Below are 14,391 nucleotides of genomic sequence, written 5' to 3' on the forward strand. Positions count from 1 at the left end.
CTGCGAGCATGACCAGTCCCGCTCCAGCGACCCGTGCCTACCGACGGCTCAGCGTCGAGGAGCGCCGCAGGCAGCTCCTCGCCGCCGCGCTCACGCTCTTCGCGCACCGGCCGCCGGACGAGGTCTCCCTCGACGATGTGGCCGAGGCGGCCGGGGTCTCCCGGCCCCTCGTCTACCGCTATTTCCCCGGGGGCAAGCAGCAGTTGTACGAGACCGCCCTGCGCTCCGCCGCCGACCAGCTGGAACTGTGCTTCACCGAGCCGCCGGCGGGACCGCCCACCGAGCGGGTCTCCCGGGTCCTCGACCGCTATCTCGTCTTCGTCGACGAGCACGACGCCGGGTTCAGCGCTCTGCTGCGCGGCGGCAGCGTCGCCGAGACCTCCCGTACGACGGCGATCGTCGACGAGGTGCGGCGGGCCGCGGCCGAGCAGATCCTCGTCCACATCGGCGTGGCCCGGCCGGGACCGCGGCTGCGGATGATGGTGCGCACCTGGATCGCGGCCGTCGAGGCGGCCTCGCTGATCTGGCTGGACGAGGAGAAGCAGCCGCCGGCGGACGAGCTGCGGGACTGGCTGGTCGACCATCTGATCGCGCTGCTCGCGGCGACGGCCGCGACGGACGAGGAGACGGCGGAGGCGGTCAGGGAACTGGTGGCGCTGGAGAAGCCGTCCGGGCCGATGGGAGTGCTGGCGCGGCGGGTGGGGCCGGTGGTGGGGGACGCGGGGGGTTTGCTGTAGCGGGCGTCGGGCCGGGGGTTGCGCCTGCGGCGGCCCTGGTCCCCGACCCGCCCTCCCCCTACGGCCTGGCGGCTGTGGGAGGTACCCCATCCCGTAACCGGGGCTCCGCCCCGGACCCCTGTACGCCCTTCGGGCGTTGTCCTCAGTCTCCCCCAGACTTCGTCCCGGGGGAGCCCCAACGGGCTTGAGTTTCCGCCCATCCGGCGGAAACTCAAGCCCCACCGGCGAGACTTCCAAGCCCCGCCGGCGTTTGAGGCGTGGGGGTCCCCCCACGCCCGCCAGGGCGGCGTAGGGGGAGGGGCTGGGGCGGAGCCCCAGCGGGGAGCCCACGGCCCCCCGCCTACAGGTCGTGGCCCAGGCCCGGCCCCACCGGCACGTCCACCCACCCCGTCTCCGCCGTCGACGCGAACGCCGTCGGAGCCAGCGGTTCCGTATGGACCAGCAGCGGGCCCACCAGGTCCGCCGGGACCGTCGCATGCGCAAGCGCGGCGGTCAGATGGGCCGCGGCCAGGGTCGCGACGCCCAGTTCCGGCATCGTGCCGATCTTCACGGCGAGGCCCGCGGACTCGGCGACCGCGGCGATCTGTCTCGCCCGGTACAGCCCGCCCACCTTGAGGATCTTGATGTTGAGGACATCGGCCGCCCCCCGGCGGACGATCTCCAGAGCGTCGTGCAGCGAGTGCAGGCTCTCGTCGGCCATGACGCGCACGCCGCCGCGGCTGCGCAGCGCGGCCATGCCGGTCAAGTCCCAGCGGGGCAGCGGCTGTTCGACCAGGTCCAGCCCGGCGTCGGCGAGCCGGCCGACGGTGCGGGCCGCGCTGCCGGGGTCGTAGCCCTCGTTCGCGTCGAGGCTCAGCTCCACGGAGTCCGGCACGACACCGCGCACCGAGCCGACCAGCCGCACATCCAGGTCCGGGTCCTCGCCGCCCTTCACCTTGATGTGGGTGAAGCCGCGCGCCGCGTACACCGCCGCCTCCTCGACCATCTCCTCGACCGTCCCGAGACCGACCACCCAGGTGGTGGGGACGCGCGGGCGGACACAGCCGCCGAGCAGCAGATGCACGGGCCAGCCCGCCGCCCGCGCCGCGACATCGTGCAGCGCGATGTCCAGCGCCGCCTTGGCCAGCTGCTGGCCTCGGATGGCGGCGTCCATGGCGGCGTGCGCTCCCGCCAGGTCGCGGGCGTCGCGGCCGATCAGCGCGGGCGCCGCGTGTTCGGTGAGCGCCGCCTCGAGTCCGGCGAGGGTCTCGCCGGTGTACGCGGTCATCGGGGATGCCTCGCCGAAGCCGGAGTCGCCGTCCGCCGTGCGTACTTCGACGACCAGGCTGATCAGTTCGGGGCTGGTTCCGCTGCTGATGACGAAGGGACGCCGGTAGGGGGCCCTGACAACGCGGGTGTGGACCGAGGCGATCTTCAAGCACGGCTCCTTCGAGTTACGGCCCGGACCGTAAGGTCGGGCTTAGAGGCGTACGCGGTAGACGATCGGCGGGCGGCCGGTCCGGCCCAGCTGCCGGCTGCCCGTCGGTACCGCCACCCCCGCCCGCTCCAGGCGCTTGAGGATGCGGCGGGCCGTGCGCTGCTGGACCGCGAGGTACTCGGCCACGCGGTGCGCGGTGATGCCCTCGTCCTGCTCCTGAGCGGCCAGTTCACGCAGCCGGTCCAGCGTCCTGGGGTTCAGGCCGACGCGGCGGGCGAGCGTGACCGTGCTCTCCGGCCCGGCCGCCGCCGCGGACAGCGAGGGCGCGGAGCGGTCCGCGTCGATCACGATGTCGACGTCGTCGGTCATCGAGACGACGCCGGCCACCGGGCCCACCGAGCGGGCCCGGTTGACCGCACGCCTGGCCAGCGCCTCGGCCTCCGCGGCGGTGCGCCCCAGACCGAAGCCCACATGAGCGGTGCCGTGCCGGGCCGCGAGGTCGTCGAGGAAGGGGAGGCGGGTGAACTGCTCGCTCACCTTCTCCAGGACGCCCCGGGTCGTGACGACCAGCCGCTGCCCGTCCGCCAGATCGGCGAGGCTGCCGCCCAGCACTCGCAGATCCGCGGCCAGTTCACGGTCGTCCGCCGGAAGATCGATGATGCCGAGGGCGACCTGGGCGTCGCCGCTGTGCTGTCCCGCGGTCGCGAGCACAAGGGCCTGGAGCGTGGAACGTATGGAGTGCCGGGACGGCGCCAGACGTACGGCGTGCATCTCGTGGTCCAGAAGATGAAAGGCAGAGCCGAGGCAGGTGAGGGCGACCCGGGTCTGCTTCCTGTCCCGCGCGGCCAGATGGAACTCCGCGAGACCCTGCGAGGTCAGCCCGGGCCGGTAGGGCAGTACATGCACATGGTCGGTGGGCAGCTTGGCCTCGGTGAGCGTCTCCATCACCTCGCTGCGGCGCAGCGTGTCGATGGAGATACGGGAGACGTCGTGGCCGAGGCGGAGCAGTTCGACCAGGGCGCGCAGCAGGGTCGCGCCGCTGTAGGGCACATACATCGCGGGCCGGTCGACGATTCCGGCGGCGGTGGCCAGCGTGTGCGGCACGACGCCGGTGAAGAGCAGCGCGTCAACCTCGGCCTGCGCGCTGCCGACCACGTCGAGGGTCTCGTCCTCGTGCCGGTACGGGAGGGGCACCAGCCGGTCCGCCCCGGCCGAGCCGCCGACCGCGACCACCTTGTGCACGAGGTCCTCGGGACCGATGACGCCGACCGTGAGAGCCATCGGCCGGTCTCCGTTCTTCTGGAGTGGTTCTGAGGTACTTCTGGACGGGGTTGACGCCCGCCAACCGCGGCTTTAATTTCGGCCCAGGCCATAACCGCATGCTTGCGGAGAGGATAGTGCCCCGATGCCCGAACGGGAAATGCCGCTGCCAGGAGTTCTGGGCCCGCGCGGCCGCACCATCGGCGAGGAGGAACGGGCCGCGGTGCTGCGCGTCCTGGACTCCGCGGTGCTGTGCAGCGCATTCGGCAGTGAAGCACGTTCCCTCGAGGCCGAGATGACAGAGTTGTACTCCCGCGGGGAAGCAATCGCCTGCAGTTCGGGTACGGCCGCGCTGCATCTGGCGGTCGCGGCGGCCGGTGTCGGACCGGGCGACGAGGTGATCACCACGCCGCTCACGGACTTCGGCACGGTGGCTCCGGTCGTCGCCCAGGGCGGCCGGGCAGTGTTCGCCGACGTACGCCCCGAGGACGGGAACATCGACCCCGGCGCCGTCGAGGCGGCTCTCACCCCGCGCACCAAGGCCGTCATCGCCGTTCATCTCTTCGGCGCCGCCGCCGGCATCGACGCGCTGCGCGCCATCTGCGACCGGCACGGCCTTGTGCTCATCGAGGACTGCGCGCAGGCCTGGCTCGGCGAGGACAGCGCCGGCCGGCTGCTCGGCACGGTCGGGGACATCGCCTGCTTCAGCCTTCAGCAGTACAAGCACATCACCGCGGGCGACGGCGGCCTCGCGCTCACCGACGACCCCGGACTCGCCCGCCATATGCGGCTGTTCATGGACAAGGGGTGGGACCGCGCGGAGGGCCGGATCCACCGAGAGATGGGCCTCAACTACCGGATGACCGAGCTCACCGCGGCGGTGGCCCGCGCCCAGCTCATCAAGGTGGCCGACGTCGTACGCGTGCGAAGGGAGCGGGCCGGGCAACTCGTCGCCGCGCTCGCCGGGCTCGAGCGGGTCACCGTGCCCGAACCGCTGCCCGGCCACGCGTGGTGGCTCTTCCCGCTGCTCGTCGAGGACAACTCCCGCTGGGCGAAGGACCTTCAGGCCGAGGGCGTCCCCACCATGCCGGGCTATCTCGAACGTCCGCTGTACGCCAATCCCGCCCTGCCGGGATACCCGCCGGGGCTCTGTCCGCGGGCTGAGCGGCTGATCGACCGGACGCTCCTCGCCCTCCCCTGGAACGAGGGCTACACCGAGGCGGACGTCGAGCACATCGCCCGCGCGATCCGCACCGTCCACGACCGGGCCTACGCACGGTGACCGCGGTGACCACCTACGACTGGCTGCGGACCGCGCCGGAGGAGTTCATCGGCTGGGACGTCGACGTGCTGTACGGCCCATGGCCCAGGCACCACGCCGACATCGGACTCGCCGGGGTCAGGGCGCGCCTCGCCCGCTCCCCCGTCTCCAGGGCGCTGGCCATGTCGACGCGGGGAGCGCTCTTCGACGACGCCGCGGGCAACATCCGTACGGTCAAGGACCTCGCCGACTGCCCCGAACTGCTGCCGGTCGGCACCGTGGATCTGCGGGACGCGCTCGCCGCCGAGGAGCGCCTTGACGCCCTGGACGCGGAAGGGGTGCGCTTCCTGCGGCTGTTCACCGAGCAGCAGGACGTGGAACCGGACTTCCCCGGCTACCGGCATGTGATCGGGCAGGCCGTCAGCCGCGGTCTGGTCCTCCTGCACGACGGGGACCCGCGCCACTACGGGCCGGCGCTGGCGGGCCGCGGCGCGGATGTCGTCTTCCTCGACGTGCACTCGTATGTGCTGGCCGACTTCCTGCTGCTCGCCAGGAGCGAACCGGGTTTCCGGGCCACCACCCGGCTGCTCTCCGCCCCCGACGCGATCGAGCGGGTCGTCGAGACGGCCGGCGCGCGCCATCTGGTCTTCGGCTCGCGCACCCCCTTCATGGACATCTCCCCGCAGACGCTGCGGCTGCGCTACGCGGGCATCGGGGAGGCCGAGCGCGCGGCGATCGCGGGCGGGAACGTCGAGGAGCTGCTGGGCTGATGCCGATCATCGATGTGCATGCGCATGTGGGCCCGTGGCCGTTCCACATGGACACGGGCGACGCGGCGTTCAACATCAGCCTGATGGACAAGTACGGCATCGATCTGCAGCTGGTGTCGGCCGCCGAGGCGGTGGTGTACGACGCCTTGGCGGGCAACGCCGCGCTGCGCGAGGTGCTGGCCGTGCATCCGCGGCTGCTCGGCTACGCCGTGGTGAACCCGAACCGCATCGAGGAGAGCGCGGAGGATCTGCGGCGCTGTCTGGACACCGGCCGGTTCGTCGGCGCGAAGATCCACACCCACTATCCGGGCCGGCACATCGGCACCCGGGAGATGGCCGAGGCCTTCGACCTGCTCGACGAGGCGGGGGTGCCGCTGCTGCTGCACACCTGGGGCCCCGAGGTGGCGCTGCTGCCCGAACTGCTGGAGAGCCGGCCGCGGCTGCGGATCATCATGGGCCACGCGGGCGGCGACGCCTGGCGCGAGGCGGCGCACGCGGCGGCGGCGTGCGACCGGCTCTACCTCGAACACTGCCGCACGGTCACGGACGCGGGCCGGATCGACTACGCGCGCGCGTCGGGGGTCCCGGTGGAGCGGCTGCTGTTCGGTACGGACGCGACGCTGATCGATCCGTCGGTGTCGCTGGGGGTGATCCGGGATGCGGGCTTTACGTCCGAGGAGCTGGAGAGGGTGCTGTGGCGCAACGCGGTGGGGCTGTTCGGCCTGGAGGGGGTCCTTTCCCCGACCCGCTTCCCGTAACCGGGGCTCCGCCCCGAACCCCTGTACGCCCTTCGGGCGTTGTCCTCAATCTCCCCCAGACTTCGTCCGGGGCGGAGCCCCAACGGGCTTGAGTTTCCGCCCGTCCGGCGGAAAGTCAAGCCTCGCCAGGGTTTGAGGCGCGGTCCCGGACGCGAAATCCAGCCCCGCCGGCGATTGAGGCACGGGGCCCGGGGCGGAGCCCCGAAAGCAAGCCGCGCCGGCGATTGAGGCGCGGGGCCCACGCCCGCCAGGGCGTAGGGGGACGGTTCGGGGCCGAACCCCGGTCCAGGTGGCCCCGGCCGGGCTAGTCCGGCTCTTTCGCAAGCCCCTCCAGGCAGTCCACCACCACCCGCCGCTCCCCCGCAGCCAACCCCGGCCCGTACGGGTCAAACGCCGCCGACTCCGGAAGCAGCCCCTCCCATACCGCCGCCCACAGCATCCGCTGCACATACCCCTCGATGGGCGCGAGGAACGTCGCCTCCGCGAACCGGTCCAGGCGACCCGACGCACGCACGAAAGCCCCGTGGTCGCCCGCCCGCCACGCGTCCAGCACCGCGCTCGTCAGGCCCACCCGCGCCGCCGCGATGCCCACCAGCGCCGAGTCCGCGCCCCACATCAGGGACGGGCCGAACATCCGGTCCTCTCCGGTGACCACGAGCTTTCCGCTCTCCTCGGCCGCGCGGATCGCGTCCTGGCACGCCATCGCCCGGTCCAGGGTGGCGAGTTTGATCCCCGCTGCTGACGGCAGGTTCAGCAGCCGGCGGATCAGCGACGGCGGATACGGATAGCCGCCCGCCTCCCCGTGCAGGAAGAAGCCGAGCACCGGCAGCCCGCTCTCCGCGGCCACGCTCTCGTGCAGCCGCAGGGCCTCGTCGTCGTCCCCGTCGAGCTGCGCGAGCGGATAGACCATGACCGCGTCCGCTCCGCCCTCCGCCGCCCGCACGGCCATGGTGACCGTCGCGAACACGGCCTCCCGCAGGGTCGTGGGGCGGACCGATCGTGGCACCCCCACGCCTGCCACGATCGATCCTTCGACCGCCTCCCGCCAGATGCTCAGCACCTGCTGACGGTCGGGTTCGGAGAGATGAAGACCGCGACCCGTGTGGGCCCACACCGCGACGCCGCCGATGCGCTCGGCCGCGATCCGCTGCGCGTATCCGCGCAGCGCGTCCAGGTCCACGACTCCCCGGGGATCCATGGGAGTGGCCACCGCGGGCAGTACGGCACCGCGCAGCCTGCGCACCAGGTTCTCCGTCGCAGACATGAGCGATCTCTCCCGTCTGTTGCGGTCGTTGTCGACACGCTAGCCTTTACGGCCCGGACCGTAAAGGAAAGGCCAGCGAGAATGCCCAAGCGCCCCATGCGTCTCGGCCTGTACGTCAATCTCTATGCGGACAAGGCCGAACGGCCCCGGCTCGCCGACGCCGTGGAGCAGGTGATTCTGGCTGAACAGGCCGGATTCGACTGGGTGGTGCTCGGCGAACGGCATCTGCACCGGCCCGGATACCACGAGGCCATCACCTCGCTGGCGTATCTCGCCGCGCACACCGAGCGGATCGGACTCGCGACGGCCGGGCTGATCGCGCCCGTCTACCAGCCGGTGTGGCTGGCCGAGACCCTCGCGCACATCGACGTGCTGTCGGGAGGGCGGCTCACGGCGGGATTCGTACTGGGCTACCGGCCCGAGGAGTTCACGCTCTACGGCACCCAGCCGCGCGAGCGCGTGTCGCGCTTCGAGGAGTGCCTGGAGCTTGTCACCCGGTTGTGGACGGAGGAAGAGGTCACCCACCACGGCCGCTGGACCTCGCTGGACGAGGCCTTCCTGTCGCCGCGTCCGGTGCAGTCCCCGCGCCCCCGGATCTGGAACGGCGGACGGGTGTCGGCGGCTCTGGAGCGTACGGCAAGGATGTGCGACGGCTGGACGACCTCCTTCAACGAACTCGACTCCGAACTCCCGGGAAAGGTCGCGGAGTACCTCTCCTACCCGCGCGGCGCGGCGAGTCTGGGCTCGGAGGTCATCGTCTGCCGCGAGGGCTATGCCGCGCCCACCTCGCAGCAGGCCCGCTCCGCCCTGGAGGCCCCGCTGCGCGGTCTGTACGACGCCTACGGCGACTGGAAGCGCACCTCGGCCGATGCCGCGCGCTACGCACAGCCGTGGCAGGACATCGAGGCGCGCTCCGTGATCGGCTCGGTGGACCAGTGCGTCCAGCGTCTGGGGGCGTACGGCGAGATGGGCGCCGACGGTGTGGTGCTGCGTATCCAGCCGCCGGGCATGCCCCAGACGGACGCCCTGAGCGCGATCGAGGCGTTCGGGTCCGAGGTGCTGCCGCGTCTCAGCGGCTGAACGGGCGCTGCCGGAAGACCTGCTGGACGAGGAGCGCGGCGCGGGCGATGTCCGCCATGGCCGCGTTGTCGGCCATCAGCATCGGCTGGCGTACCCAGACGACCGTGTCCTCGGCCGCCTCGGCGACCGGACACGGACGCATCCGCGCGGTGTAGGGAGCAAGCGAGGGCTCGTGGGTCAGCGAGCGGTATCCGGCGTCGAGGGGGATGCCCTCGGCGGTCATGGCTGCCAGAAACGCCCCTTTGGGGTGACCGCCGAATGCCGGCGGGTCGTAGCGCAGTGGGGCGAAGTGCCAGGTGTGCCGGGTGGTACCGGCCGGAGCCGGAACCGGGTCAAGGCCCTCCACCTCCTCCAGCGCGCGGCCGAGCGCTGTCGCCCGTGCCGCCCTGTGCTCCAACTGGCCTTCGAGCAGCGCCAGTTGCGGATGGAGCAGAGCGGCCTGGAACTCCGTCATCCGTAGATTCCAGCCGAGCTCCGGGTGCTCGTACCAGTCGCCCTCGATCCGGCGCCCGACATTGTGCATCGACCAGAGCCGCTCGTACACCTCCCGGTCGTCGCTCACCACGATGCCGCCCTCGCCCGCCGTCATCGCCTTGCCGGACTGGAAGCTGAAGCAGGCGGCGTCCCCGAGGACGCCCGCCTCACGCTCATGCCGACGCGCGCCGTGTGCCTGGGCCGCGTCCTCCACGACGGCGAGGCCGTGGCGCTCCGCGACGGAGCCGACCGCTTCCATGTCCGCGGGCGCGCCGGCGAGATGCACCGGCATGACGGCCTTGGTGCGCGGCCCGGCCAGCCGGTCCGCCGCTTCCGGGTCCAGGTGCAGCGTGGCCGTCACATCGGCGATGACCGGGGTTGCCCCGGCGAGTACGACCGCGGTGGCGCTGGCCACGAACGTATAGGCGGGCACGATCACTTCGTCCCCCGGCCGCACACCCAGGGCGCGCAACGCCAGGAAGAGCGCCACCGTCCCGTTCACCGTGCAGACGCCGTGCGCGGCGCCGACGCTGTGGGCGAAGGCCGCAGCGAATGCCTCGGTCTCGCCGCCCGCGGTCGCTCCCCACTTTCCGCTGTCCAGCACCCGCAGCAGCCGCTCTCGCTGCTCCTCACCGGCCGGCGGGGGCCACTGCGGCCACCCTTCGGTGCGTACGGGCGTCATCTCAGACCCTTCAGCAGGCGGTCCATGGTCCCGTGCAGAATCTGCGCCCGGTCCGCCTCGTCGAGGTCGGCGAGCAGTACGCGCCCGAGTCCCACCCTCAGATCGAGGAAGACGGCGTCGGAGCCGAAAACGATGCGCTCGGCCCCGGCCTCGGCGACCAGCCGTAGCAGATGGCGGGTGGTCATCCGGGTGCCGCAGGTCTCCAGGACCAGGTTGGGACAGCGGGCCGCGGCTTCGGCGGCGGGTGCGAAGCCGCTGGTCCACAGGCCCGAGTGGCCCATCAGAAGCGGCAGTTCCGGGTAGCGGGGGGCGACGGCCGCGAAGCGCACCGGGTCGGAGAAGGCCGATGCGTGCTGGCTGTGCGCGAGCACAATGCGGCCGCGGTCGGCGGCGATGTCGAAGGCCGGGGCGTAGGCGGGGTGGTCGAGCGGGAGTTCATGAACTTCGGGGTGGAGCTTGACCCCGATGACGCCCGGCGCGTCCATCAGGTCGCGCAGCCGGGCCGGGGCCTGGGGATCGTGCGGATTGAAGACGGCGTAGCCGAGGAGGCGTCCGGGGTGCTGTGCGAGATCGGTGAGCAGCAGGGCGTTTCCGGCGCGGGCGTCGGGGCCGACGGCCAGCAGATGCGAGACACAGGCGATGGCGACGCCGCACCGGTCCATGACGTCGACGAGGCTGCGGGCGGAGCCGTCCGGGATGGCGAAGTCGGACCAGCGCCCGAGATGGCCGTGGGCGTCGATGACGGTCATGGATCTTCGGCCTCGCCGAGCAGCCGCAGGGCGTTGCCGCCCGCGATGAGGGCGGTCTCGGAGTCCGGCAGCGCCAGGGTGTCCAGCTGGAAGCGAGGTCCGGCGTCGTCGGTGACGGGTGCGCCCGTGCCGAACAGGACGCGGCGGGCTCCGTACCGTCCGGCGAACCACTCGACCTGCAGATGTCCGGTCAGCGTTGAGGTGTCGACGTACAGCTCTCCGTGCCGGTCCATGAGTTCGGCGAGTTCGCGCAGGCTGCGGTAGCCGGTGCCGGTGAGGATGATCCGCAGGGTGGGCAGGGCGCTCGCCAGCTGATCGATCTCGGCTGCGGTCACGGTCTCCCAGCCGAGCAGGACCGTGGTGCGCGTCCTCGCGAGCGCGGCGGCGAGCGCAAGGGCGTACCCGCCGGTGAGGGACCAACGGTGCTCGCCGGGGCACAGCCGCACCAGTCCGCCGCTGCCCTGCCACTCGGCGGTGCCGAGCGGCCCGGGAATCAGCACCGGCACCGGCCGCAGCCGTACGCCATCGGTCTCCTCGACCGCGGTGAGCGACTCGTTGCCGTCGCGCGGATCGCCGTAAACGGCATGTGTGTGGACCACGCAGGCGCTGTCGATGCGCAGCCGGTCGAGTTCGCCGACGAGCCCGGCCGGGTCCCGGCTCGCCACCTCGTCGTACGGCAGCGGGCCGAGCAGCCGGTTGATGTCGACGACGGTCATGTCTTGTGGCCGCTCATGTCTTGAGACCGGTGGTGGCGATCGAGTCGGTCAGATACCGCTGCAGGAGTCCGAAGACGAGCAGACAGGGGATCACGGTGATGGTCGCCCCGGCCATGATCTGGTTGACCGCGACGTTCTCGCCTTCGAGGGTGGCGAGGCCGACCGTGAGCGTGCGCATCTCGGAGGACTGGCCGATGACGAGCGGCCACAGGAAATCGTTCCAGTGCCAGAGGAAGACGAAGACGCCGAGGGTCGCCAGCACCGGCCGGATCAGCGGGATGACGACGGTGGTGTAGATGCGCCACTCCGAGGCGCCGTCGATCTTCGCTGCCTCGAAAAGTTCGTCGGGCAGCTGGTGAATGAACTGCCGCATGAGGAAGACGGCCTGGGAGTTGGCGAGGGTCGGCACGATCATTCCCCAGTACGTGTCGACGCCGCCCAGCTCCGAGACGAGGATGTAGTACGGGATGAGGGTGGCCTGGAACGGCACCATCAGGGTCGCCAGGAACGACCAGAACAGCACCTCGCGGCCGGGGAACCGCTTCTTGGCGAAGGCGTATCCGGCCATGGACGAGAACAGCAGGATGAGCGCGACGGAGACCACTGAGTAGATCAGTGAGTTGACCGCCCAGCGCATGATGTCCGCGCCGGCGAGGACGTCGGAGAAGTTCCGCCAGGTGGCCCGGGTCAGGTCGAACGCGCCAGGCAGCGTCTGCCCGCCGGGCGGCGCGAAGGCGACGAGCACCATCACCACGAAGGGGATGACGGTCACGAGCGCCACCAGGACGAGCAGAACGGGCAGTCTCAGCCGCGCCATCAGTCCGCCTCCCTTCCGATGAGCCGTCGCTGGACGAGCGAGAAGATCAGTACGACTACGAAGAGCACCAGGCCGATCGCGCTCGCATACCCGAAGTCGAAGAACTTGAAGCCGGAGTCGTAGAGGAAATAGACGAGCGAGTAGCTGGAGCGCACGGGTCCGCCGGCCGTCATCACATACATCTGGTCGAAGACCTGGAAGGAGCCGATGGCCTCGATGACGAGGACGAAGAACAGCACCGGCCGCAGCAGCGGAAGAGTCACCCAGCGAAATCGCTGCCATCCGTTCGCCCCGTCGATGGTGGCCGCCTCGACGACGTGCTGCGGGATGGACTGGAGTCCGGCCAGCAGGATCAGCATCGAGTAGCCGAACCCCTTCCACGCGGAGGTGACCGCGATGGAGGGCAGGACGAGGTGCTCGTTGCCGAGGAAGTCGACCGGGCCGAGGGAGAGGACGCCGAGCACGGCGTTGAGCAGACCGTCCTGGACCTCGTAGATCCACTTCCAGATGACGGCGGCCAGCACGATGCTGGTGACGTACGGCAGGAAGAACACCCCTCGGAAGAATCCGCGCGCCCAGACGGTGCGGTGCAGCAGCAGGGCCGTGCCCAGGGAGAGCAGGACGGTCAGCGGCACGAAGAACACGGTGTAGAGGGCGGTGACGCCCAGACTGGTCCAGAACAGGTCGTCGTCGAGGAGACGGGAGTAGTTCTCGGCCCCGATGAACTGCCATTCGCCGTTCAGCCGGTAGTCGGTGAGCGAGAGGAACGCGGCACCGAGGGTCGGTCCGAAGCGGAAGACGATGAACAGCAGCAGCATCGGGGCCACGAAGACGAGCCCGACGCGGGCCTCGCGCCGTCGTACGGCCCTGCTGAAAGAGCTCCTGCCGGGCGGGGCCACCTGGGGAGGGGCCTCGTCCGGGGAGGTCTTGGTCAGCGACGTCTGGCTCAACGCTGCCGCGCCAGGAGGTCGTCGGCCTGCTCGGCCGCCGCGTCGAGGGCTTGCTTGGGGGTCTTCTTGCCGGTCAGCGCGGCCTGGATCTCAGGCGCGATCAATGACATCAGCTGGCGTGCGGTGGGGTTGGGCTCACCGGGGTAGACGTTGGCGAGCGCCTGCTGGAACTCCTTGGCGTGCGGGGCGTCGCTCGGCACGGTGACATCCGTACGCGGCGAGAGGAAGCCGCTGGCCTTGCCCATGCTCTGAAGCTGTTCCGGCTTCGTCATGAAGGCGAGGAACTTCTCCGAGCCGGAGACGTTCTTGGACTTGGCATTGATGCCGAGCCCGCCGGGGATGCCGAAGGTCACCTGCTTGGCCCCGGTGAGCGGCGGGCCGACGACGACGTTCTCCGCGCCCCAGGCCTGGGCCGCGGTCGCCGCGTCCGCGGGGGTGTTGGAGAAGCCCATCGCCGCCTGCTGCTTGCCGAGCGCCTGGTCGGCCACGATGTTCGAATTGCTGAGGGCCGACTTGGGGATCGCGCCGGCCTTGTACAGGTCGGTGATGAAGGTGAGGGCCGCGACGCCCTCGGGCGCGTTGAAGGCGGCCTTCTTGCCGTCGTCGGTGAAGACGTTGCCGCCCGCCTGCCAGAGCAGGGGGTAGAAGTTGAGGTTCTGTGTCGCTTCATTGCCCGCGGAGTAGTCGAGGGCCGCGGCGCCGGCCTGCTTCAGTTTGGGCGCGGCCGCCTTGATCTCGTCCCAGGTGGCCGGGGGCTTGGTGATGCCCGCCCGGTCCAGCAGCTTCTTGTTGTAGAGCGTGGTGGTGACGGTGTGGTAGATCGGCGCCGCGTAGATCTTGCCGTCCTGCTTCATGGCTTCGAGGGCGGCGGGGAGGAACTTGTCCTCGGTGCCCTTGAGCGCCCCGTCGACCGGCCTGATGGCTCCATTGCTCAGATACTGCGGGATCTGGTCGGGGCCGAGCAGCACGACGTCCGGGCCCTTGCCGCCGCTGAGCGCGGTGGCGAGCTTCTCGTCGCGGTTGTCCCACGGCTGCTGCTCGACGGTGAGCTGCACACCGGGCTCGGCCTTGGCGAAGTCCTTCTCGATCTGTGTCCAGTAGGCGGTGTTGGCCGTGGGGTCTGCGATCACCGGGTACATCCAGACGGTGACCTTCTTCGACCCCGAGCTGCTGTCACCGCCGCACCCGGTGATCAGGGCGGCGAGCGTGAGCAGCGCGAGTGGTGCGGCGGCGCGCTTGAAGCCTGTCTTCATGGGGGCCTCCGGAAGGCCTGGAGAAGGGGAGCCAGAGCCCGGCTCAGTTTCGGCCTGGGCCGAAACTAGCCGGGCGGTTTTGGCATGTCAATGCCTCGTTGACGGGGCGTCAATGTCGCGAGGCCAGATCGGGGATCGGGTCGGGAGATCGGACTGGGATCAGGCAGGGGTCGGGCCGGGATCAGGCAGGGGTCGGGCGGGGA

At 71.0% G+C, this 14,391-nt stretch carries 14 protein-coding genes; 5 read left to right on the forward strand and 9 right to left on the reverse strand.

Translation table 11 applies throughout. From position 1 onward, the window contains the following. Positions 1 to 8 precede the first annotated feature (8 nt). Positions 9 to 737, forward strand: a complete 729-nt coding sequence (locus tag J7E87_RS08945; protein ID WP_215091828.1) for a TetR/AcrR family transcriptional regulator — start codon at positions 9 to 11, stop codon at positions 735 to 737. A gap of 340 nt (positions 738 to 1,077) precedes the next feature. Here J7E87_RS08945 and J7E87_RS08950 read toward each other — a convergent pair whose 3' ends face one another. Both J7E87_RS08950 and J7E87_RS08955 read right to left on the reverse strand, forming a co-directional pair. Continuing rightward, positions 1,078 to 2,154 carry a mandelate racemase/muconate lactonizing enzyme family protein gene (locus J7E87_RS08950; protein ID WP_215091830.1) on the reverse strand — a complete coding sequence of 359 codons (1,077 nt, stop codon included), beginning with the start codon at positions 2,152 to 2,154 and terminating at the stop codon, positions 1,078 to 1,080. Between the two features lie 42 nt (positions 2,155 to 2,196). After that, complete coding sequence (locus tag J7E87_RS08955) at positions 2,197 to 3,435, reverse strand: hypothetical protein (protein WP_215091832.1); 1,239 nt, start codon at positions 3,433 to 3,435, stop codon at positions 2,197 to 2,199. A 124-nt stretch (positions 3,436 to 3,559) separates the two neighbouring features. Here J7E87_RS08955 and J7E87_RS08960 point away from each other — a divergent pair, with 124 nt between their 5' ends. The 3 genes from J7E87_RS08960 to J7E87_RS08970 are packed head-to-tail and all read left to right on the forward strand — an operon-like array spanning position 3,560 to position 6,203. Further along, positions 3,560 to 4,696 (forward strand): DegT/DnrJ/EryC1/StrS aminotransferase family protein, encoded by a 1,137-nt coding sequence (locus J7E87_RS08960; protein WP_251017174.1) that lies wholly within the window; start codon positions 3,560 to 3,562, stop codon positions 4,694 to 4,696. A gap of 5 nt (positions 4,697 to 4,701) precedes the next feature. Further along, the gene (locus J7E87_RS08965) at positions 4,702 to 5,445 is read left to right on the forward strand and encodes an amidohydrolase family protein (RefSeq protein ID WP_215091834.1); all 744 of its coding nucleotides are present in this window, start codon (positions 4,702 to 4,704) and stop codon (positions 5,443 to 5,445) included. Further along, positions 5,445 to 6,203, forward strand: coding sequence for an amidohydrolase family protein (locus tag J7E87_RS08970; RefSeq protein ID WP_215091836.1), 759 nt, complete (start codon positions 5,445 to 5,447; stop codon positions 6,201 to 6,203). Before J7E87_RS08965 ends, J7E87_RS08970 begins: the two co-directional genes overlap by 1 nt. A 304-nt stretch (positions 6,204 to 6,507) precedes the next feature. Here the strand turns inward: J7E87_RS08970 and J7E87_RS08975 are convergent, their stop codons facing one another. Then, positions 6,508 to 7,467, reverse strand: coding sequence for a dihydrodipicolinate synthase family protein (locus J7E87_RS08975; protein ID WP_215091838.1), 960 nt, complete (start codon positions 7,465 to 7,467; stop codon positions 6,508 to 6,510). A gap of 81 nt (positions 7,468 to 7,548) precedes the next feature. Here J7E87_RS08975 and J7E87_RS08980 point away from each other — a divergent pair, with 81 nt between their 5' ends. Continuing rightward, a complete protein-coding gene (locus J7E87_RS08980; RefSeq protein ID WP_251017175.1) occupies positions 7,549 to 8,547 on the forward strand; it encodes an LLM class flavin-dependent oxidoreductase in 999 nt (332 codons plus the stop codon). Here the strand turns inward: J7E87_RS08980 and J7E87_RS08985 are convergent. The 6 genes from J7E87_RS08985 to J7E87_RS09010 are packed head-to-tail and all read right to left on the reverse strand — an operon-like array spanning position 8,537 to position 14,188. Next, positions 8,537 to 9,703 (reverse strand): DegT/DnrJ/EryC1/StrS aminotransferase family protein, encoded by a 1,167-nt coding sequence (locus J7E87_RS08985; protein ID WP_215091840.1) that lies wholly within the window; start codon positions 9,701 to 9,703, stop codon positions 8,537 to 8,539. The two genes, J7E87_RS08980 and J7E87_RS08985, sit on opposite strands and share 11 nt — an antisense overlap. Further along, complete coding sequence (locus J7E87_RS08990) at positions 9,700 to 10,452, reverse strand: amidohydrolase family protein (protein WP_215091842.1); 753 nt, start codon at positions 10,450 to 10,452, stop codon at positions 9,700 to 9,702. The genes J7E87_RS08985 and J7E87_RS08990 overlap by 4 nt, the downstream gene beginning before the upstream one ends. Beyond that, a complete protein-coding gene (locus tag J7E87_RS08995; protein WP_215091845.1) occupies positions 10,449 to 11,168 on the reverse strand; it encodes an amidohydrolase family protein in 720 nt (239 codons plus the stop codon). The genes J7E87_RS08990 and J7E87_RS08995 overlap by 4 nt, the downstream gene beginning before the upstream one ends. Positions 11,169 to 11,181: 13 nt before the next feature. Then, positions 11,182 to 11,985, reverse strand: coding sequence for a carbohydrate ABC transporter permease (locus J7E87_RS09000; protein WP_215091846.1), 804 nt, complete (start codon positions 11,983 to 11,985; stop codon positions 11,182 to 11,184). Next, complete coding sequence (locus J7E87_RS09005; protein ID WP_251017176.1) at positions 11,985 to 12,935, reverse strand: carbohydrate ABC transporter permease; 951 nt, start codon at positions 12,933 to 12,935, stop codon at positions 11,985 to 11,987. Before J7E87_RS09005 ends, J7E87_RS09000 begins: the two co-directional genes overlap by 1 nt. Continuing rightward, the gene (locus J7E87_RS09010) at positions 12,932 to 14,188 is read right to left on the reverse strand and encodes a sugar ABC transporter substrate-binding protein (protein ID WP_215091848.1); all 1,257 of its coding nucleotides are present in this window, start codon (positions 14,186 to 14,188) and stop codon (positions 12,932 to 12,934) included. The genes J7E87_RS09005 and J7E87_RS09010 overlap by 4 nt, the downstream gene beginning before the upstream one ends. Positions 14,189 to 14,391 lie beyond the last annotated feature (203 nt).

It is taken from the genome of Streptomyces sp. ISL-1 (assembly GCF_018614585.1).
In the GTDB taxonomy this organism is placed as follows: Bacteria; Actinomycetota; Actinomycetes; order Streptomycetales; family Streptomycetaceae; genus Streptomyces; species Streptomyces maoxianensis.

Bases quoted from the DNA above. Each gene is read 5' to 3' on its own strand.
- J7E87_RS08995 (WP_215091845.1), bottom strand. From the start codon at position 11,168: ATGACCGTCGTCGACATCAACCGGCTGCTCGGCCCGCTGCCGTACGAC.
- J7E87_RS08975 (WP_215091838.1), bottom strand. From the start codon at position 7,467: ATGTCTGCGACGGAGAACCTGGTGCGCAGGCTGCGCGGTGCCGTACTG.
- J7E87_RS08970 (WP_215091836.1), top strand. From the start codon at position 5,445: ATGCCGATCATCGATGTGCATGCGCATGTGGGCCCGTGGCCGTTCCAC.
- J7E87_RS08990 (WP_215091842.1), bottom strand. From the start codon at position 10,452: ATGACCGTCATCGACGCCCACGGCCATCTCGGGCGCTGGTCCGACTTC.
- J7E87_RS08985 (WP_215091840.1), bottom strand. From the start codon at position 9,703: ATGACGCCCGTACGCACCGAAGGGTGGCCGCAGTGGCCCCCGCCGGCC.
- J7E87_RS09010 (WP_215091848.1), bottom strand. From the start codon at position 14,188: ATGAAGACAGGCTTCAAGCGCGCCGCCGCACCACTCGCGCTGCTCACG.
- J7E87_RS08955 (WP_215091832.1), bottom strand. From the start codon at position 3,435: ATGGCTCTCACGGTCGGCGTCATCGGTCCCGAGGACCTCGTGCACAAG.
- J7E87_RS08960 (WP_251017174.1), top strand. From the start codon at position 3,560: ATGCCCGAACGGGAAATGCCGCTGCCAGGAGTTCTGGGCCCGCGCGGC.
- J7E87_RS08980 (WP_251017175.1), top strand. From the start codon at position 7,549: ATGCCCAAGCGCCCCATGCGTCTCGGCCTGTACGTCAATCTCTATGCG.
- J7E87_RS09000 (WP_215091846.1), bottom strand. From the start codon at position 11,985: ATGGCGCGGCTGAGACTGCCCGTTCTGCTCGTCCTGGTGGCGCTCGTG.
- J7E87_RS08945 (WP_215091828.1), top strand. From the start codon at position 9: ATGACCAGTCCCGCTCCAGCGACCCGTGCCTACCGACGGCTCAGCGTC.